The following is a 20226-nucleotide window of genomic DNA, read 5'->3' as shown; positions in this document are numbered from 1 at the left end:
GTACCGTTCGAAGGGGCGCGCTGGTCACCGCTGCTTCGGTAGGTCGTCGATGATGTACTTGGCCATGCTGCCGAGTCGCGAACGGGCAGGTTGCAGAGTGTCGACACCGAGGGTGACGAGTGGCGAGGCGGTGACCGGCCCTACGCAGACGGGTGCGACCGGACCGCGGAACGAATCCAGAAGCTCTTCGACGAGGTCGGCGTCCTTCGCCGTTCCCAGCAGCGAGGCCACGGCGGGCGCACTGGTGAAGGTGACCATGTCCACCTCCCCCTTCGTGATGAGGTCGACCAACTCGCGCATCGGACCCTGATCCTCCGGCCTGATCCACCGGTATACCGACACCGCCGTCGTTTCAGCCCCAGCCTCGGCGAGGCTGACGCTGAGGTCGGTGGTCGTTTCCCACTCGGTGATGGTTCCGTGCAATTGGACCGCCACTCGCAAGCCGCGAACCCCTTCAGCGACCAAGTGCTCGTACACCCCCTCGGACGACTCGGTCTCCGGAGACCATTCCTCCCGCAGACCGGCGCCGCGGACGGCGCCCTTCGCCTTGGGACCGCGCGTGATGATGCGGGACGACTTCATCGCGGCAAGCAGAGCATCCTCCTGGCCCCAGGATCGAGCCGCATCCAGCCAACCCCTGAACCCGACGGCTGTGCTGACAATCAGAATGTCGGGTGGCGTCGCGATGATGTCCGACGTGCGCGATTGCAGCTCGGAATCGTCGATCAGCGGCAGCACATGGATGGCCTGCGTGTGGATGACGCGGGCACCGTGCCGCTCGAGCAGAGTGATGAAGTCGGCGGCCCGGCGTTCAGCGGTGACGGCAATGGTCATTCCTGACAGTTCGTCATTCGACATTCCCCCAGTGTGACGGATAATCCGCGCGGGACCGTACCAAGTCCTGGCCAATCGCCGAAGCTCCCCGGCGAACGTCGGGGAGCATGGCATGCAGCTTGGCTGCCGCCGGTCAGGGTCTACCCGCATCCACCGTGGGCGAGCCCGACCTGACAGCCACGTTCACGCTGATTTTCCACAGGTAAGCCAACGCCGGGACCACCGCACCGACCAAGAGCAGAAGCGTCCACACCGACACGAGAACCAACGCGTCGCCGCCAGGACCTCCGAACATGCAGAGCAGGAACCCGAATCCCCAACCCACGAGCGGAAGCGCAGCCATTCCGACCCTGCCCGTAACGGACCGTGCGGCGACTACCAGAGCCAGATTGACGACCGCGGCGGCGAGGATGCTGATCGGAAAGGGGGTCGCCCCTATGTACAGCGGCAGGAAGAGAACCGCCAGGACCGCGCAGAGGAAGCCGTCGAACACCAGCAACGCCAGCGTGAGCCTCCCCAGACCATCGAGGTGTGCTGGTTTCGCTTCGACGACTGAGGTCATGCCTCCATAGTGGATCAATCGACGGACCGTTTGCCCAGCAGGGTCGGCGAACAACTCCGCTCTCTACGGTCTGTCCGCACCGATGCCGGAGAAGAGGTCGCGTTCGCGTCCGGACTCGTCCAGTTCCCCGAGCGATCCGCGTGCAAGCACGAAATGCTCTTCGTTCAGCAAGGGCCGCACGACCCGGTTGGACAGCATGTACTCGGCACCGCTGGGAGCCACGGTCACCTGAGTAGCGTGCGCCATCAGAGCGGCTCTCTTCGCATCGAGCACAGCCCGGATGTCGATCGTCGTCGTCACGTCCGCGTCGGGCACGCTCGGCAGCTCACCGGGTTCGGGCAATCGCCAACCTTCGGGGATCTCGCCGATCCGGCAGAGTCCCGATTCGAGGGCACTTGCCTCGGTCACCGTCCAGTACAGCTTGGCGACCTCCCACGGCTCGCCGCAATCGGGGTAGCCCGCAGTTCCCGCCGCCTCCACGGCGAGAGCGGTAATCGTGTGGGCTTGGATGTGGTCTGGGTGCCCGTATCCGCCATGGGCATCGTAGGTAACGACGACGTGCGGACGCAGTTCCCTGATGACCGCGACCATTGCAGCGATCACCGACTCTCGGTCCGCATTGACAAACGCTCGCGGGTTGGCAGCCGCGCTCGTACCCGCCATGCCGGAGTCACGAAAGTGTCCGGCCCCCAACAGGAACCGCGGCGGACCTGCGCCGAGGTGAGACAGCGCGGCCGTCAGTTCACCGATCCGGAACCCGCCCAGTTGATCAGCGACGTTCACGCGCAACTGCGCCCACTCGTCGCCGATTACCTCACCCTCCTCGCCGAGCGTGCACGTCAGAACATGGACCTGAGCCCCCTCAGCCGCATAGTGCGCGATGGTGCCCCCCGTTGTGAGGGACTCGTCGTCAGGATGGGCGTGGACCAAGAGAATTCGTCGTTGGCTCATCCGTTGATAATGCTCCAGGTCGTCGCGTCGCTGAAGATCCCCACCGGAACTGCCCCCGCCAGGGACACTCCCGCGACGCCGGGACCTGCCGCAACAAGGGTCCGGTCCTGCATGATCGGCAGCACCGCAGCAAGGTCCCAAAGCCGGGCATCGGCATCGGCGAGCGCCGCCGGCACGTCACCAACTCCGCGTAACGCAGCATCGATTGTGGGCTGAAGGACCGGGTCGCACAGCCCGGACAGGTTCCGCGGCGCCTCCAGCTCCGCGAACGAATCAAGCTGGAGGTCACTTGTTTCCGCGTGCTGCTGCCTCGCCTCGAGTTCCACGGAAGGACAACTGTGTCGCGACGCGAGTGCGGTCGCCGGGTCGGACCCGGCACGCGACCATCCCACGACCGCGCCGATTTCGCCGTTCGTCAACGCAGGCCCGTACAGCTCTTCCGCGGGCAGGTAATTCACGGTGGCGACGACTCCCGCGTCGCGCAACTGATCGGCCGCAGTGTTGGCAACCGCATTCGCCGTGCCGTCGCCCAAGAGTGTTCCGATGACGAGTGTCAGCGGCACTCCGTCCCTGACCAGTTGCGCAGGGGGTGCTATTACTTCCGGATCAGTTGTTTCCGTTGGCATTTCGGCCACATAGCCCGCCTCGGCCAGTTGCGCCAGCACCTGGTCGCGACTCGGTCGCGGCGGGGCGGTGTCTGCGTAACCGGGATCGGACGGAGCGTAGACCTGCGATCGTGCGGGCACTGCTGCCGCCTGACTCCCCGCAGCTACGACCGCGAGCAAGTCGGTGTCGAGCAATTGGAGGAGGCTCTGACGGACTCGCACGTCGGCGAGCTCCGGCACCCGGCCATTCAAAGTGACATCCAGTCCGCGAGGCTGGAAGGACAAGCCCGTGCGCACCGTTGGAATCGCCTCTAGTTGTGCGGAAACATTTGTACCACCATGAATCTGGACAACCTGCGTGTCGTTCTTCCGCATCGACGCGGCAAGTTGTGACGGTGAGCCGTCCCTTCGCATCAGGATCTGGTCCGGTATCGCCGGTTGGTCCCAGAAGCGGTCGTTACGTTCGAGCAGAATCTCGTCACGGCCCCGGTCGACCGACTTGATGCGGAAGTGTCCACCGGACACCGTGATGTTTTCGGACAATCCTGTCGAGAAGCCTCCGGGCGAGTCCTTGACGAGATGCGACGGAAGCAGGTCGGTGAAGAGCTCGCGCCACGCCGGGTACGGGGAATTCATCACAACCTCGACCGTCTTGCCACCACCGAACGACCTGACGTCCTCGATCAACTCGTAGCCCGCGGCGTCGACCACACCCGGGGCAGTGATCATCTGTTGCCACAGGTAGTGGAAGTCCTCCGCTGCAATGGGGGCTCCATCCGACCATTGCGCTTCATTTCGCAACTGGTATGTGATGGTGAACGGTTCCAGCGACGTCACATCCGCGGAGATCAGAAGCGATGGGTCCAGAACCCAGTTGGTGCCACCCGGACCCGCGGGGTCTGGAACCGGACGGAACGGGCTCGGCAACACCAGCGCACTGACTGCAGCGTTGGCAGGCGACTGATCCGACAGCAGGTGCGGGTTGAACCCGTTTCCCACATCGTCGATGGCTACGACTATGGGTCGTCTCTCTATCGGTGAGACCGTCGGACTGAGGCTGCCGGTGCTCTGCACGGGCGGGGGCGGGTTGGCGGTGCAGGACACCAGTAGCATCGTCGACAACGCCATCAGCACCGCGGTCATCGGGAGATCGTTTTCGCGCACCGAGCGGTACCGGGCGAGGCGGAGCCTCAGGCCCCGAGCTACCCCAACTCCTGCGAGTCGACCCCCAACAGCCACCGCGCCGCCTTTCCTCTGGAGAGTCCGGAAGGCTCCGGAAGCCCTCGACCCAAGCTACCTTCGGTCCCCAATCGACCGAAGGGAGATTCGCCCAGCTTCGTCTGTCCCGGTTGTCGCGCTACACAGCCGGACGCACTGCCTACAGGGCAGCCTTGTCACGGGCCTTCGCCCGCGAACGCTCACGGGCGCGGTCGGTGGCCGACAGGTGTACCTTTCGCACTCGCACGACCTCCGGGGTGACCTCGACGCACTCGTCCCCGGCGCAGAACTCCATCGCACCCTCCAGGTCGAGCTTGATGGGCTTGGCGAGCGTCTCCATCACGTCTGCAGATGACTGACGCATGTTGGTCAGTTTCTTCTCCCGGGTGACGTTGATGTCGAGGTCCTCTTGGCGAGGATTGATTCCGACGACCATGCCCTCGTAGGTATCGGCACCGGGCTCGACGAAGAAGGTTCCGCGATCCGCGAGCTGGATCATCGCGAACGGGGTGACGGAGCCGGTGCGGTCCGATACGAGCGAGCCGGTGTGGCGGGCACGGATTTCGCCGGCCCACGGCGCGTAGCCATGGAACATGGCGTTGGCGATGCCGGTGCCCCGAGTCTCCGTGAGGAAGTCGGTGCGAAAGCCGATGAGTCCACGCGACGGGACTATGAACTCCATCCGAATCCAACCCGCACCGTGGTTCGTCATCTGCACCATCTTGCCCTTGCGGTTGGCCAGCAACTGGGTGATCGCACCCAAGTACTCTTCGGGGCTGTCGATGGTGAGCTCCTCGTAGGGCTCGTGCACCTTGCCGTCGACCTGACGGGTAACGACCTGCGGCTTGCCCACGGTCAGCTCGAAGCCCTCGCGGCGCATCTGCTCGACCAGAATGGCAAGTGCAAGCTCACCACGGCCCTGCACCTCCCAGGCGTCGGGTCGACCGATGTCGAGAACTTTGAGCGAGACGTTGCCGACGAGCTCCTGATCCAGCCGCGACTTCACCATGCGGGCCGTCAGCTTGTGCCCACTGACTCGGCCGACCAGCGGTGAAGTGTTGGTGCCGATAGTCACGGAGATGGCAGGCTGGTCGACGGTGATCCGCCGTAGCGGCACCGGGTTCTCCAGATCGGCGAGAGTGTCACCGATCATGATGTCCGAGAAACCTGCAACGGCGACGATGTCGCCGGCGACCGCCTTCTCGGCAGGTCGACGCTCGACACCGACGGTGGCGAGCAGTTCGGTGATCTTCGCCTTGGTGACAACAGGCTCACCGTCCACCTCACGGCACCAGGAGACTGTCTGGCCCTTGGTCAGTTCGCCGTTGTGGATGCGGACCAGTGCGAGCCTGCCCAGGAACGCCGAAGCGTCGAGGTTGGTGACGTGCGCCTGCAAAGGGGCATCGGCGTTGCCCTTGGGGGCAGGCACACAGTTCAGAAGCACGTCGAACAGGGCGTCGAGATTGTCGGCATCCGGCGCCTGACCGTTCTCCGGCTGAACACTCGATGCCTTGCCTTCGCGCCCGGAAGCGTAGAGAACAGGCAGATCCAGCGCGAGCTCGGCGGCTTCCGCAGCCTCGTCATCGAGGTCCGAGGCCAGGTCGAGAAGCAGGTCGTGACTCTCCGCGACGACCTCCTCGATTCGGGCGTCGGGACGGTCGGTCTTGTTGACTACGAGGATGACGGGCAATGATGCGGCGAGCGCCTTGCGCAGTACGAATCGGGTTTGCGGCAGCGGGCCCTCGGACGCGTCGACGAGAAGAACGACACCGTCGACCATGGACAGTCCGCGCTCGACCTCGCCGCCGAAGTCCGCGTGGCCGGGTGTGTCGATGACGTTGATGACCGTCACACTGCCGTCACCGTGGTGCCTGTGCACAGCGGTGTTCTTCGCGAGGATGGTGATGCCCTTCTCGCGTTCGAGGTCACCGGAGTCCATGACGCGATCGACCAGTTCGGCGCGCTCCTCGAACGCCCCCGACTGGCGCAGCATGGCGTCGACGAGGGTGGTCTTGCCGTGGTCGACGTGCGCGACGATGGCAACGTTGCGGAAGCTGGTGATGGTCACGCGGCGGCTCTCCTGGCTGAGTTGATTCGGCCACGCGAAAATTCCCTCGCACGGCGTTGCGGCGGCCGCCTTGTCATCTCGACTCGAATCCTCGTCGAGGCGATGGCAAAGTCGCCCAGTACAGGCATCGCGGCCACGTGAATACTACCCGCCCGGACCGTTACTTCATGAATCGCCGACTTCGCGAGGGCTTCCTCACCAGCGTAAAGTGACACGCGCCACGCTGGTTCGGCCGTATCGCGCGGCAGTCGAGGTCGGGCCGAACACATCACCGACTTGGGCTGAGAAGTGCACCCGCCCAGTCCGCCGCGTCAGGAAGGTCGAGCCGATCATGGGCAAGGTGAAGGCCGCGAAGGTCACGGGTCTCACCCCTAAGAAGAAGTGCTGCCGCAAGAAGACGCGTTGTATCCGATGCCCTGTGGTGATCATGCGGATGAAGAAGCTCGAAAAGGAGGGCGCGTCCAAGAAGGAACTGAAGAAGGGATTGAAGAAGGCCCGCGCTGCCTGAGAGTCAGCTCGCGCCGGTGAGGTGCCGCAGCAAATGCGGAACCCACCCGCGATCGTTTCCGACGAGTTCGATATCCCTCAATTCCCGAGCGTCCACCCACCGAACCTCTGCGTGATCGAGCGCGACCGGCGTCCCTGACACCAACTCCACCCGGTAGGCACGGAGCACTCGGCCGTCGGGCAGGGGCACGTCGTCGCCGATCCGGTCACCGCCGGTGACCTCCACTCCGAGTTCCTCCCGCAACTCCCTGCGTAATGCGTCCCTGGCCGTCTCCCCCGCTTCGGCCTTCCCGCCGGGCAGTTCCCACAGTCCCGCCAGTTCCGGGGGCCTTGTCCGCTGTGCGAGCAACAGCCGTCCGTCGACAATGATCGCGGCAGCCACCACCTCGCCTGACTCGATGTCGGGCCTTGCACGTCGCACTGGCATCGCACCATCATGGTGTATGGCCGAGTTGCTGTCAGACGGATGTATAGATGCCGCGCTCGCAGGACTGCCCGGTTGGCAGCGGACTGGGGATTCCCTCTCCCGCACAATCGAGTCGCCCAGTTTCCCCGCCGCCATCGAACTCGTCCGAAAAGTCGCGGAAGCCGCAGAGGCTGCCAACCACCATCCCGACATCGACATCCGATGGCGGAAGGTCACTTACACGCTGTCCACGCATTCCGCTGGAGGGCTCACCCAACTGGATCTGGATCTTGCCGCTCGGATCGACGCGCTGACGGTATGACGGCGGCGCCTGCCCCGGCCTCTCTCTTCATGCGACGCCCCGCGTAGGCAACGTAGACATAGACTCCAATTGCGCCTACGACATTCACGGTGCCAAGCCACGAGAGCACCCCGGGCCGGGAAATCTGCCAGATCGAAGGTTGAAGGAAGCTCAGGATCCACGGAGCACCGATGAGCGTGGTGAGTAGCCAATAGCCGGCAAGGATACGACTTCCGAGCATTGCACCGAAGGGTCCGTGCAGTAGCCAGATCAGCATCGGAATCACCCACACCCAATGGTGCGACCACGAGATCGGTGAAACGAGCAACCCCAACAACTCGACGATGACCAGGGTGCCGAGCCGATCACCTCGTGCCAACGCCCGCCAGGCAAGCAATGCGAGGACGACCGTAACCGCCACGGCCGCCAGCCAGAGCGCACCGGTCTCCACATCGCGCCCCAGAAGCCGGGACAACGCCCCGCGCAGCGACTGATTCCATACCGAACCAACCGGGCCGATGCGGTCTGCATCGCCCAATAGGTACGTGAAATAGTGGCGTGCTTCCGCGCCGATCAACAAGTAACTGAATCCGACCGTCCCGGCGAAAACGACACCAGAAAAGGCTGCGGCGGCCCACCGCCGCCGCAACAGGAAGTACAGGCCCGTGATGGCCGGTGTCAGCTTGATCCCGGCCGCCACACCGACGAGCAGGCCGGACAGCCACCACCGCGAACTCCGGATCGCAGTCATCACGAGCAATGCCAGGAATACGTTGATCTGTCCGTAGTCGAGAGTGGTGCGCACGGGTTCCAACCACACCCCGACCGTGGTCCACAGCACGGCAGCCGCGCGCCACTGCGGGCGCCGTGCGGCGTCACCGAGCACCAACTCCAGGCTCATTCGGACCAGCGCGTACAACGCGAGGACGGTGAGTAGTTGCCATCCGACACCGATCACGGGGAACGGCAGGAAGTGCAGGGGAAAGAAGACGAGTGCGGCGAACGGCGGATAGGTGAACGGCAACGGAAAGTCAGGTGTCACTTCCGAATACGTGAAGGAGTAGAGACTACCGCCACGAAGCGATTCGGAGCCGTCGACGTAGACGTGCAAGTCGACGAGATTCATCCCGTTGGGGCTGAACAACGTCCAAGCCAGACGCGCGAGCACAGACAACACGAGAAGCACGGGGGCGTAGCGCAGCGCAGCGTTCATGGCGGTCGCGGCCGAAGATCGGGGGCGCCGCTGCGTTGGGGCGGACGCTGCTTGGTCGGACGCTGCTTGGTCGGACACAGTCTGGCGCTCTCCCGTGAAGTGTTGTGGATATGTCTCAGCCGATCCCGAACAGCGTAGACGGACGCTCCGGCAGTGTGCCCGCGTCCATCGCTGCACGTAACAGTTGCATCAACATTCACACTAACCACAAATGACACAAGCTATGGTCACCGGAGGATCATCGCCGGAACCTGCATGCAATACACTCCCACCGGGGTGACGCAGCTATCGGTGAACGAGTCGTGAGCTGTACAACCCAAATGGCCGCTGAACGCAGGGCGACCACACAAGCCGTCAGACGTGGAATGGGTTGTCGTCCACGCTGTTATGACCAAGGATGGGGACACAGTGCTTCGAACCCAAGGTATGAGAAGGGCAGTCACTGCTCTCACACTTGCCACAGCAGCCGCGATGGCACTGCCTGCGCAGTCAGCTGCGCTTCCGACGCTACCTCCCGTGCCCGAAGGCCTCCCCGTGGAGATGCTCGCGTCCTTTGCACCCGCGATCATCGGCGCAGCCGCCGGTCCCGAGGATCTTGCCGCTGAACCCAAGAATGAACTGCTCGACCAGGCGCGCAACATCCTTGATTCGGCCAATCTGCCTCCGGAAATCCAGTCCACTCTCGACAGTGTCATCACGTTCCTGGACGGTAGCGGCGGCGGCGGTCCCGAGATCCCGATGGAGAATGCGCCGGTCATCGCCCAGTTCCTCTACCCGAGCGTCGGCCAGAATTGCATCGGCGAGGGCTCGGATTCCGTGGGCACTGCTCTCGCGGTCCCCGGCCCCGCCGAACTGCCGCCACCCGGCCCCGGCGTCGGCCAGGCCGGTTTCGTATTCACCGCACTCGGAACCGCTCCCCCCGCCCCCGAGCAGGCTGAACCCCTCACCGTGTCGTGGATCAACATCGACAACGGACGGCGCGACACTCAGGTCCTCACCGACGAGGCAAGGATCAACCCTGAGGGACCGGCAACCCTGTCGGTGATCGCAGACACCGGCCCCGGCCGTGTCCTCGCCGTCATCGAGGGTGGCCTGACCACGCAGCCTGAGGACGCCGCGCCGATCAGCTGCACCTTCCTGCCGACCGTAGGGATGTTCCAGGTCGCTTAGGACTCGCCTGACAAGCTCTGAACGAAGAAAACGAGGGGCCCCGGATCTCCTGGGCCCCTCGTTCGTATTTTCCACCGCTTCACTGTTTGCCTGGCGCTCCCGCGTGGTAGACGGTGGAATGTCCTCGATAAAGCACACCCGATCCCACTCACTGCGATCACAGCACGCCCCGCGATCGATTCTCTCGATCCGTTCGGAAGGGTCGATACTTTCGATCGGGTCGGTCGGGTCGATTCTGTCCATCGGCAGCATCGGCTCGGTGCTCTCTATCGGGTCGGTCGGTTCCTTCGGCTCCGCCCTGAGTACCGCGTCGTTTGCAAGTCTCGGATCTGCACTGTCGGGCCTTTCACGGTGGTCTCTGTTGTCGTGGCGGGGATGGCACGATTCGCCTCGAGATCGTCCACATCTCACGGTCATCGCCGAGGAACCGGATCTCGTCAGGGATGCCACTGCGCACGTACAGTCCTGACCCCCATTGATCAGCCCATTGGTCAACGAATCGGCGTGGTCCGGGGCCATGGGTTGCCTTCGAGCAGTTCGATCCCGCGATTGAACTTCGCAAGCAGCCGAGACAATTCGTTCAGATCCTGATCGCTCCATTCGGCAACCACGCGTTCGATTCCGGCCCTCCCCAGATTTCTGTCCGCGTGCAGCAGTTCGAGTCCCAGCGCGGTCGCTTCGATCTTGCGCGCAATTCCTCCCTCCGGATCGAGGACGCGCTCGACGAGGTCCAGGCGCAGCAGCGCGGCAATCTGCCGGTTGATCGTCGAAATGTCGAGGCGGAAAGCCTCCGCGAGTTGCTTCAAACTCAGTGGATGCTCGAGTTCGAGCCGACCGAGAAGCAGGTAGGCAGACCTGTCGAGTTGGAAACCGCCGCGCTTCGCGTGCACGTGATATCTGGACAGGAGGGTCAACTCGTTTTCGATTTCGGTCGTCACGGCGTCGCGATAAGACACTGTCACCTCCAGTAGTTCTCAGCACTCCCTGACACATTGTGCGCTATACACATTATGTGTAGTGTGCACATTCTGTTTCCGCACCGCCCGCCCGAAGCGATTACGTGAACATCCGGGGAGTTGCCGCATGACCTCTGCACCCACGGAGACCGCCGACATCCGTCGGGCGCCTGGGTTGATCCTTGCGGTTCTCGGACTGTGCGGGGTCGTAGTGGCGCTGATGCAGACTCTCGTCATACCCATCATTCCGCTGCTACCCCACCTCCTCGACTCCACTCCCGCCGACACCTCGTGGGCCGTCACAGCCACTCTCCTCGCCGGAGCCGTCATCACACCGATCAGCGGGCGACTGGGCGACATGTTCGGCAAGCGCCGAGTCATGATCGGCAGCCTCGTTTCACTCGTTGTCGGATCAGTGGTGTGCGCGATTGCGAACTCACTGATGCCGATCATCGTTGGGCGGGCACTGCAGGGCGCGGCGGTAGGCGCCATCCCCCTCGGCATCGCAATCCTCCGCGACGTGCTTCCGCCGAAGAAGGTCGGCGGCGCGATGGCCGTCATGAGTGCAACCCTTGGCGTCGGTGCTGCCATCGGAATGCCTATCGCCGCTGCGATCGCCCAGTATGCCGACTGGCACATGTTGTTCGTGGTCTCAGGCGTCCTCGGCACCGTTTGCATTGCCCTGACCGTGCTCCTCATCCCTGAATCGCCGGTGCGTCGACGCGGGCGCTTCGATCTCGTCGGCGCTATGGGGCTGAGTCTCGTCCTGGTCACGCTCCTGCTGCCCATCACGAAAGGCGGGACCTGGGGATGGTCGAGTTCACTCACTCTGGGACTGTTCGCAGTCTCGCTGGTGAGCCTGCTCGGATGGGGTCTTTACGAACTCCGTGTCACCGAACCACTCGTGAATCTCAGGGTGAGCGCGAGGCCGCAGGTCTTGTTCACCAACTTCGCGTCGGTGGCGGTCGGTTTCGCGATGTACGGGACGTCACTCGCCTTCCCCCAATTGCTGATGGCTCCCGAGTCCACCGGATACGGCTTCGGCCTGCCAATGACCATCGCCGGCCTGGTGCTCGCGCCCGGTGGTCTGGTGATGATGGCGCTGTCACCAGTCTCGGCACGAATCTCGGCCTGGCGTGGTCCGCGGGTCACGCTGATGATCGGCGCTGTCGTGATCGGCGCCGGCTACGCAATGGCCTACTTCACCGTGTCCGCCGTCTGGCAGGTGATGCTCGCGGGAATGATGGTCGGCGCCGGTATCGGCCTGTCCTACGCCGCGATGCCCGCGTTGATCATGGGCGCGGTACCGGTCACCCAATCCGCCGCCGCGAACGGATTGAACTCACTGATGCGATCCATCGGTACGTCCACGTCCGCGGCCGTCGTCAGCGTGATCCTGGCGGGCATGACGGTCACCGTGGGCACTGCGGTGATCCCCTCACTCGACGCGTTCCGCGCGACATTCCTGGTGTCGATCGTCGCCTCGGTCGTCACTCTCGCCCTCGCCTGGCTGATCCCCACGCGCAGACGTGGCTCAGGACCCGTTGATGAACAATGCAGTGAAGAGAGCCGACGCGACCGTGTAGAGAAAGTTGATGAACACGTCCATGGCTGAATCCTCCGGGTTCGAATGTAAAGCGGCTGACAACAGGTAATCGCAGCTACCGCGGGGAGCGTTTCAGATTCCCCTGATCGACTGCAAATCCCCAGACGATGCAGCGTCGATGAGACGCCTGCGGCCAGTGGCCCAGGAATTGGCGGGACCACCATCTCAGTTTCCCGATCCGTCTACGCGGGTGGCCGGATTGGATTCTTGCGCGTATGCATGTACAGGGCTAGACGTACTCACGGACGCACGACTCACCACACGGCGCAAATGGCCGAACCTGCCGGATCCACCAGCAAGGCCCAGGGAGATCGATCGTGAAAGACACCGCTGCGACCCCGGCTCGAGGAACGCTCACTCGAGGTCTGACAACACGCCATATCAGGTTCATCGCGCTGGGCTCCGCAATCGGGACCGGCTTGTTCTACGGATCGGCGGAGGCCATCAATCGCGCAGGTCCATCAGTGCTGTTGGCTTACCTCATCGGTGGTGCGGCGATATACATCGTGCTCCGCGCGCTCGGTGAGATGACAGTCAGCAATCCGGTATCGGGGTCGTTCGGCGAGTACGCGAGCCGTCATCTGGGCCCGCGAGCCGGATTCATGACCGGCTGGACATACACCTTCGAGATGATCGTGGTATGCCTGGCCGATGTAACCGCCTTCGGCATCTACATGGGGTTCTGGTTCCCAGACGTACCGCGCTGGATCTGGGTGCTGTCGATCGTGTTCTTCATCGGGGCGCTCAACCTGCTCCGAGTCAAAGTATTCGGCGAGGTGGAGTTCTGGCTGTCCCTTGTCAAAATCGTCGCGATCATCGCGATGATCGTCGCGGGCACGTCGATCCTGATCTTCGGATTCGGGATCCATGACACCAGCATCGGAGCGAGCAACTTGGTGTCCGGAGGCGGATTCTTCGCTACCGGGCTCGGCGGCTTCGTCAGCTGTTTCGCGATCGTCATGTTCGCCTTCGGAGGTACCGAGATCATCGGCATCACGGCGGGCGAGGCGAAAGACCCGGAGCGCACGATCCCACGCGCTATCAATTCGGTGCCCGTGCGGATCCTCCTGTTCTACGTGCTCACCCTCACGGTGATCATGGCGATCTACCCGTGGCAGTCGATCGGCTCCGAGGGCAGCCCGTTCGTGCAGATGTTCGAGGGCCTCGGCATCGGCCCCGCGGCAGCGGTTCTGAACGTGGTGGTCATCACCGCGGCGCTGTCGGCGATCAATAGCGACGTCTTCGGCGCCGGACGGATGATGTTCGGAATGGCTCAGCGCGGCCAGGCGCCGGCAGTGATGAAGCAAGTCTCCCGCAACGGGGTGCCATGGATGACGGTGCTCATCATGATCGTCGCGCTGCTGGTCGGAGTGCTCCTCAACTATGTCATCCCAGACAGGGTGTTCCTCGTCATCGCCTCGATCGCTACGTTTGCCACGGTCTTCGTCTGGCTGATGATCCTGGCGTCGCACTACCGCTCCCGGAGACGGATGGAGCCGGCCGAGGTCGCAAAGCTGAAATTCCCGGTGCCGTTGTGGCCGTACGGTCAGCTGATAGTGATCGCCTTCTTGCTGTTCGTCATGGCGGTGATCGGCTTCGACGCCGATACGCGCGTGGCACTGGTGGTCGGGGTCGTGTGGCTGGCTCTTCTCGCTCTCGCCCACAGGCTGTGGGTGCGACCACAGCTGACACCCGACGAGTCTGTACCCGCGAACCAAGCTTCCTGACGAACTGACGAAATCGGCTGACTCGAGCGTGAATACGCGAGGACGATCACCATTGACCGTAGTCGGGCTGGAGGATGTCGTTCAGGTCGATGCCGACCCCGTCCACACTGCGCTTGTCGATCTCGTACTGGTGCAGATGCGCCCTCGGGTGCACATATCCCGCCGGTGTGCCCCAATTATGTTGCCAGTACCACGATCCGAGGCCGGTGAGCATCGCCAGGTCCAGCGTCCCGGAGTTGGCGTAGATGCCGGTATTGGCCTTGCCCACCACCGACTGCCATCCGAGGAGGTAGGGAGCGATCATCGTGGCGAATTCGATGAGCGTCGGATTGTCGTCGATCGCTGCATAGATCGGACGGTTCTCCGGGCCTCCTGCGGCAAGATGCAATTCGAGTCCACGAGCGGCGTGGCGTTTGCCCGCCTCGCAACCGCCGCGCCAATCGGCCGTCGCACCCTTGCCGAACTGATAGCACGACACCACCGAAAGCCCGGCGTCGCGCAAGGCCTGCGCCTCTTCGGGACGCATCGGCTTGCCAATCATCCACTCGGCGCCAGGGCGTCGGTCCGATACGTAGCGGATAGCGCCGTCGTATCCGGCCGCACGAATCGCTGCCGCGGAAGGCACACCGCCCGAAAAATCGATCAGAGTGCCGAGGCTGCGTGGCTGCGCAACGGCGGTCGAGGACGTAGTAGCTGAGAGCGCCGTGATGCCTGCAACTGTGGTTCCAGCTGCCGCATATCGGAACAAGTCTCGTCGGGAAATCTGCACTGCGCCCCCTATCGGATCATTCGTGCTTCGGCGTGTCTCCTACATCTTGTGTCGCTTGGTCGATATGTTGTCTGGTTTGCATTTCACCACATTCACACGAATATCGCAGGACACTTGTGTTACATCAACCACACAGAACACTTGCGAACCAAATCACCGCAGGAGTTCTAACGGCTTCGGCAGTGGTCAGCGGTAGTTCAGTGCAAGAACACCAGCTCACTGGAAGAACACAGCTGCGTGATCCGCCAGATCCAGCGCCGCCTGCGGCAAGATGCCGAGCACCACGGTCACCACCACTCCGAGTGCGATCGCCGCTGCCGTCAACATGCTGGGGACCACGACCGTCGGCGCATCGCTCTGCGGTTCCGAGAAGAACATCAGCACGATGACGCGTACGTAGAAGAATGCCGCGATCGCGCTGCTGATGACGCCGACGATGACCAGCGGAGCTGCACCCGCCGCAAGAGCAGCCTGGAAGACCGCGAATTTACTGACGAACCCACTCGTCAGGGGAATTCCCGCAAAGGCGAGCAGGAAAAGGGCGAAGACCGAGCCCAGCAGCGGGGATCGCCTGCCCAACCCCGCCCATCGTGACAGGTTCGTTGCCTCGCCCCTACTGTCTCGCACTAGGGTCACGACCGCGAAGGCACCGAGCGTGGTGAAGCCGTACGCGAACAGGTAGAACATCGTGGATGACAAGCCCGCACGGTCGGCCGCTATCAAGCCCGTGAGGATGAATCCGGCGTGCGTGATCGACGAGTACGCGAGCATGCGTTTGACGTCGGTCTGGGTGACCGCCAAGACCGCACCCACCAGCATGGTGAGAATCGCAACGCCCCACAGCACGGGCCTCCAGTCCGCGCGAAGATCAGGTAGAGCCACGTAGAAGATGCGCAGCATCGCACCGACGGCCGCGACCTTGGTGGCCGCCGCCATGAAGGCAGTGATCGGCGTGGGCGCACCCTGATAGACGTCAGGGATCCAAGAGTGAAACGGCACCGCACCGATCTTGAACAACAGGCCTACCGTCAACAGCGCGGTACCGATCACCGCCAGATTCCTGTCGGCGGTGCCCCGGGCAAGTGCGTCACCGATCAGCGGCAACTCCACCGTGCCCGCGGAGCCATAAAGCAAGGCGACACCGAACAGGAAGAACGCCGAGGAAAAGGCCCCGAGGAGAAAGTACTTCATCGCCGCTTCTTGGGACAGCAGACGGCGACGGCGGGCCAACCCACACAACAGATACAAAGGGAGCGAAAGAACTTCGAGTGCCACGAACATGGTTAGAAGGTCGTTGGAAGCCGGGAACAGCAGCATCCCCCCGACAGCGAACATGGTGAGGGGGAAGACTTCTGTATGACCCGGCGCCGAGTTGGTGGCCTCTCTTTCGGCAGCACTGCCGGGGACGGCGAAGGCCTGGGGCGTGAAGGCGTCGGTTCCACCTTCCGCGACCCTCACCGAGCCCACCTCCGCTGTCGCCGCGGCAACCCCGCTGTCGACACTCCGCTCGGCGATGAGCAGGATTGCGGGAATCGAGATCAGCAGGATCGTTCCCTGGAGGAACAAGGTCGGGCCGTCGACGGCGACCGAACCCGCGACAGCCGAGTCTCGGGTGCCCGCGAGCAGGATGACAGCGATGAACGCCGCGACCAGACCGCCGAGAGCGAGAACGAGATGGCTTGCGTAGCGGGTTCCGCGGGGCTGGAACGCTTCTACGAGTACACCGACAACGGCCACACCGAACACGATCAGCATGGGTGACAGTTGGCTGTATTCGATGTCCGGCGCACGCAACGTTCCTGCCTGAGCGAAAGTTGCGAGGTGATCGGAGGGACTCATCTGTGTGTACCTCCCTGTGGGCCTTGCTCTGCAACGATCGGTGGCGGTTCCTGCTCACCGACGGTGACGAGAACGTGATCAACCGCGGGGGTGATGACATCCAACGCGGGTTTGGGGTAGACGCCGAGAACGAGTAGCAGGACGACAAGCGGAGCCATCACGGCCACCTCGCGGCGGACGAGGTCGCGGACCTGTTCGTTGCCCTCCTTGACCGGGCCACCCATCATTCGCTGGTACAGCCACAGCACGTAGATCGCGGCGAGGACGAGCGCGAGGGTCGCGATCAGCGCGGCGACCCAGTAGCGCGAGTACGTGCCGATCAGCACGAGGAACTCGCTTATGAACGGCGCCAGACCGGGTAGCGACAGTGTTGCGAGGCCGGCGAAGAGGAAGGTGCCTGCCATTACCGGCGCAACCTTCTGTATCCCCCCGTAGTCGGCGATCAAGCGGGTGCCTCGCCGGGACACCAGGAACCCAGCCACCAGGAACAGTGCCGCCGTCGAGATGCCGTGGTTGACCATGTACAGCGTCGACCCGGTTTGCCCTTGACTCGTCATCGCGAAGATGCCGAGAATGATGAACCCGAAGTGGGAGATGGATGTGTAGGCGATCAGGCGCATCACGTCGGTTTGACCGATCGCGAGTATCGCGCCGTAGACGATCCCGATCACTGCCAACGTCGCGATGAGCGGCGCGAAATATGTTGCTGCGTCCGGGAACATCTGGACGGCGTAGCGCAGCATTCCGAAGGTGCCGACCTTGTCGACGACGGCCATCATGAGCACCGCGCTGGCTGGGGTGGATTCCACGGCGGCGCCCGGCAGCCAGGTATGGAACGGCCACAGTGGCGCCTTGACCGCGAACGCGAACATGAAGCCGAGGAACAGCGCCTTCAATACGCCAGGGTCCGCGTCCAGCCCCTCGGCGACAATCGTCCGGAAATCGAAGGTTCCAGTCCCGAACACACCACCCTGGTCAGCCGTCACCACGTACAGGCCGATGACCGCCGCCAGCATGATCAAGCCACCGAACAGGTTGTACAGCAAGAACTTCACCGCGGCGTACGACCGCCCGGCCCCGCCGAAGCCACCGATGAGGAAGTACATCGGGATGAGCATGGCTTCGAAGAAGATGTAGAAGAGCAGAACGTCGAGGGCGATGAACGACATGATCACCATCGACTCGACCATCAGCATCAGCGCCACATACGTGTGGGCCCTGCGACGGCGCTGGTAGTCGGGCGTCGATTCGCCGTCTTTCCAGCCCGCCAGCAGCAACACCGGCACCAGCACCGCGGTAAGCAGCACCAGGGCGAGCGCAATGCCGTCGAGGCCCAGGGTGTATCTGGTGCCGAACGCCGGAATCCAAGCGTGCGACTCGACGAACTGGTACTGCTCGCCCGTCGGATCGAACCGAACCGCCAACACCACTGCCAGACACAGGACTACCAGGGACACGCCCACCGCAAGCGATTTCGCGAGCGCGCGCCTGTCGACCGGTAACACCAGAACGACGCCTGCACCGACGAGGGGCAGGACCCACAGGACGGTCAGCCACGGGAAGCCGCTCACCGCAGTGCCACCAGCATCGTCGCGATCAGGACGACCGCGCCTGCGAACATGAAGAGCGCGTACGACCTGACGAATCCGGTCTGCAAGCGCCGGGACCACATCGATATGCGGCCGATGAGTTGGGCGAACCCGTTGACGACGCCGTCTACGCCGCGGTCCTCGACGGTGACGAGTGTGCGCGTCAACTCTTGGCCCGGTCGCATGAATGCCGCCTCGTTGAACGCGTCACCATACAAATCCTTCCGGGCCGCCGTGGTGAGCGGAGTGACCGACACCGGGGCTGTCACGGGGACCGGCCTAGCGGCATACTGCCGATAGGCCACCGCGACACCGACGAGAACCACCACCAGCGTCATCGACGTGATCGCCCACACCGGAAGTACCGGCTCGCCGTGATGGACACCGACCACCGGTTCCAGCCAGTTCTCCAGCGAGGAACCGATACTGAGCAGGCCGCCCGCGGCAACCGAACCGATCGCGAGAATGATCATCGGCAACGTCATCACCCCCGGCGATTCGTGTGGGTCTGCGACGTGCACATCCTCCGTCGCTTCGCTTGCGTCAGGAGTCCAACGTCGGCGTCCGAAGAAGGTCATCAGCATCACCCTGGTCATGTAGAACGCGGTGATCCCCGCGCCGAGCAGCGTCACCGTTCCGAGGACCACACCCTCGAACCCCTCGGTGGCGAACGCCGCTTCGATGATCTTGTCCTTGGCGAAGAAGCCGGAAAACGGTGGAATACCAATGATGGCAAGGTATCCCAACCCGAAAGTGACGAAAGTGATCGGCATGAAGGTGCGCAATCCTCCGTAGTGACGCATGTTCACCTCGTCGTTCATACCGTGCATCACCGAGCCTGCACCGAGGAACAGGCCTGCCTTGAAGAAGCCGTGCGCAAGCAGCAACATGATCGCGAAGGCGTATCCGGCAGGACCGAGGCCTGCCGCAAGCACCATGTAACCGATCTGGCTCATCGTGGAGGCTGCCAGCGCCTTCTTGATGTCATCCTTGGCGCAGCCGATGATCGCACCGAACAGCAGTGTGACACCGCCGACGATCACGACGGCGAGTTGAGCATTCGGCGCCAGGTCGAAAATGGGGTTGGACCGGACGATCAGATACACCCCAGCCGTAACCATCGTGGCGGCGTGAATGAGCGCCGACACCGGCGTGGGGCCTTCCATCGCGTCGCCGAGCCAGGACTGGAGCGGAACCTGTGCGGATTTGCCACAGGCGGCGAGCAATAACGCAAGGCCGATCGCGGTGAGCGTCGTCTCCCCGGCACCCTCTGCTCCGGTGAAGACGTCGGCGAATTCGACCGAGCCGAACGTGGAGAACATGATCATCATGGCAACGACAAGGCCCATGTCGCCGACGCGGTTGACGACGAACGCCTTCTTCGCCGCGGTCGCGGCAGACGGCTTGTACTGCCAGAATCCGATGAGCAGGTACGAGGCGAGGCCCACCCCCTCCCAGCCCACGTACAGGCCGAGGAAGTTGTCCGCCAGCACCAGCAGCAGCATCGCCCCGAGGAACAGGTTCAGGTAGGCAAAGAACCGCCGCCGCGCCGGATCGTGCGCCATGTACCCGACCGAGTAGATGTGGATCAGTGAGCCCACGCCGGTGATCAACAGCACGAAACACATGGACAGCTGGTCGAGTTGGAGGCCGAAGTTCACCTGCAGGTCCGCGACCGGGACCCAACTGAACAGTCGCTGGTGTACCACCCGTTCCGCAGCATCCTGGCCGAGCATGTCGACGAAGAGGATGGCGCCGAGCACAAACGAGGCCAATGCGGTTGTGCACCCGAGGATATGACCCCAGGAATCACTGCGCCGTCCCGCCAACAGCAGCACGGCGGCGCCGAGGAGAGGAAGGGCCGGTAGGAGCCATACAGTCGACGCGAGCGTCTCGTTCATGCCC

18 protein-coding genes are annotated in these 20226 nt (G+C 63.4%); 6 read left to right on the top strand and 12 right to left on the bottom strand.

From position 1 onward, the window contains the following. Positions 1-24: 24 nt before the first annotated feature. The 5 genes from AB0I57_RS03430 to typA form a co-directional block, all read right to left on the bottom strand. Positions 25-858, bottom strand: a complete 834-nt coding sequence (locus AB0I57_RS03430) for a uroporphyrinogen-III synthase (protein ID WP_358329847.1) — start codon at positions 856-858, stop codon at positions 25-27. A gap of 109 nt (positions 859-967) precedes the next feature. Beyond that, positions 968-1396: a hypothetical protein gene (locus tag AB0I57_RS03425; protein WP_358329844.1), complete on the bottom strand. Its 429-nt coding sequence runs from the start codon at positions 1394-1396 to the stop codon at positions 968-970. A gap of 63 nt (positions 1397-1459) precedes the next feature. After that, positions 1460-2347, bottom strand: coding sequence for an N-acetyl-1-D-myo-inositol-2-amino-2-deoxy-alpha-D-glucopyranoside deacetylase (gene mshB, locus AB0I57_RS03420; protein WP_358329841.1), 888 nt, complete (start codon positions 2345-2347; stop codon positions 1460-1462). Then, the gene (locus AB0I57_RS03415) at positions 2344-4095 is read right to left on the bottom strand and encodes an ABC transporter family substrate-binding protein (RefSeq protein WP_358329838.1); all 1752 of its coding nucleotides are present in this window, start codon (positions 4093-4095) and stop codon (positions 2344-2346) included. The genes mshB and AB0I57_RS03415 overlap by 4 nt, the downstream gene beginning before the upstream one ends. Before the next feature lie 235 nt (positions 4096-4330). Further along, on the bottom strand, positions 4331-6238 hold the full coding sequence (gene typA, locus AB0I57_RS03410) for a translational GTPase TypA (protein WP_358329835.1): 1908 nt from the start codon (positions 6236-6238) through the stop codon (positions 4331-4333). A 208-nt stretch (positions 6239-6446) separates the two neighbouring features. Here typA and AB0I57_RS03405 point away from each other — a divergent pair, with 208 nt between their 5' ends. After that, positions 6447-6746: a hypothetical protein gene (locus AB0I57_RS03405; protein WP_358333332.1), complete on the top strand. Its 300-nt coding sequence runs from the start codon at positions 6447-6449 to the stop codon at positions 6744-6746. 3 nt (positions 6747-6749) lie between these two features. Here the strand turns inward: AB0I57_RS03405 and AB0I57_RS03400 are convergent, their stop codons facing one another. Then, complete coding sequence (locus AB0I57_RS03400) at positions 6750-7172, bottom strand: (deoxy)nucleoside triphosphate pyrophosphohydrolase (RefSeq protein ID WP_358329832.1); 423 nt, start codon at positions 7170-7172, stop codon at positions 6750-6752. A gap of 16 nt (positions 7173-7188) precedes the next feature. On the opposite strand from AB0I57_RS03400, the gene AB0I57_RS03395 reads away from it, so the two are divergent. Then, on the top strand, positions 7189-7473 hold the full coding sequence (locus AB0I57_RS03395) for a 4a-hydroxytetrahydrobiopterin dehydratase (protein WP_358329829.1): 285 nt from the start codon (positions 7189-7191) through the stop codon (positions 7471-7473). On the opposite strand, the gene AB0I57_RS03390 is transcribed toward AB0I57_RS03395, so the two are convergent. Continuing rightward, complete coding sequence (locus AB0I57_RS03390) at positions 7421-8743, bottom strand: mannosyltransferase (protein WP_358329827.1); 1323 nt, start codon at positions 8741-8743, stop codon at positions 7421-7423. The two genes, AB0I57_RS03395 and AB0I57_RS03390, sit on opposite strands and share 53 nt — an antisense overlap. A 309-nt stretch (positions 8744-9052) precedes the next feature. Here AB0I57_RS03390 and AB0I57_RS03385 point away from each other — a divergent pair, with 309 nt between their 5' ends. Both AB0I57_RS03385 and AB0I57_RS03380 read left to right on the top strand, forming a co-directional pair. Then, positions 9053-9835: a hypothetical protein gene (locus AB0I57_RS03385; RefSeq protein ID WP_358329824.1), complete on the top strand. Its 783-nt coding sequence runs from the start codon at positions 9053-9055 to the stop codon at positions 9833-9835. A gap of 118 nt (positions 9836-9953) precedes the next feature. After that, positions 9954-10304: a hypothetical protein gene (locus AB0I57_RS03380; RefSeq protein ID WP_358329821.1), complete on the top strand. Its 351-nt coding sequence runs from the start codon at positions 9954-9956 to the stop codon at positions 10302-10304. 22 nt (positions 10305-10326) lie between these two features. Here the strand turns inward: AB0I57_RS03380 and AB0I57_RS03375 are convergent, their stop codons facing one another. Continuing rightward, a complete protein-coding gene (locus AB0I57_RS03375) occupies positions 10327-10797 on the bottom strand; it encodes a MarR family winged helix-turn-helix transcriptional regulator (RefSeq protein ID WP_358329819.1) in 471 nt (156 codons plus the stop codon). Between the two features lie 121 nt (positions 10798-10918). Between AB0I57_RS03375 and AB0I57_RS03370 the strand changes: the two genes are divergently transcribed. Beyond that, positions 10919-12406: an MFS transporter gene (locus AB0I57_RS03370; RefSeq protein ID WP_358329816.1), complete on the top strand. Its 1488-nt coding sequence runs from the start codon at positions 10919-10921 to the stop codon at positions 12404-12406. 308 nt (positions 12407-12714) lie between these two features. Next, on the top strand, positions 12715-14124 hold the full coding sequence (locus AB0I57_RS03365; protein WP_358329813.1) for an amino acid permease: 1410 nt from the start codon (positions 12715-12717) through the stop codon (positions 14122-14124). 46 nt (positions 14125-14170) lie between these two features. Here AB0I57_RS03365 and AB0I57_RS03360 read toward each other — a convergent pair whose 3' ends face one another. The 4 genes from AB0I57_RS03360 to nuoL all read right to left on the bottom strand — a co-directional run bounded on the left by AB0I57_RS03360 (position 14171) and on the right by nuoL (position 20222). After that, complete coding sequence (locus tag AB0I57_RS03360; protein WP_358329810.1) at positions 14171-14893, bottom strand: DUF1906 domain-containing protein; 723 nt, start codon at positions 14891-14893, stop codon at positions 14171-14173. A gap of 216 nt (positions 14894-15109) precedes the next feature. Next, entirely contained in the window at positions 15110-16732 is a 1623-nt protein-coding gene (gene nuoN / locus AB0I57_RS03355; RefSeq protein ID WP_358329807.1) for an NADH-quinone oxidoreductase subunit NuoN, read from the bottom strand. Next, on the bottom strand, positions 16729-18303 hold the full coding sequence (locus AB0I57_RS03350) for an NADH-quinone oxidoreductase subunit M (RefSeq protein ID WP_358329804.1): 1575 nt from the start codon (positions 18301-18303) through the stop codon (positions 16729-16731). The genes nuoN and AB0I57_RS03350 overlap by 4 nt, the downstream gene beginning before the upstream one ends. Then, on the bottom strand, positions 18300-20222 hold the full coding sequence (gene nuoL, locus AB0I57_RS03345; protein WP_358329801.1) for an NADH-quinone oxidoreductase subunit L: 1923 nt from the start codon (positions 20220-20222) through the stop codon (positions 18300-18302). The genes AB0I57_RS03350 and nuoL overlap by 4 nt, the downstream gene beginning before the upstream one ends. Positions 20223-20226: the final 4 nt, after the last annotated feature.

The organism is Rhodococcus sp. NPDC049939 (assembly GCF_040656415.1).
Taxonomy (GTDB): Bacteria; Actinomycetota; Actinomycetes; order Mycobacteriales; family Mycobacteriaceae; genus Rhodococcus_F.
The sequence above is the reverse complement of the archived record's forward strand: the minus strand, read 5'-3'. Positions and strand labels throughout refer to the sequence as shown.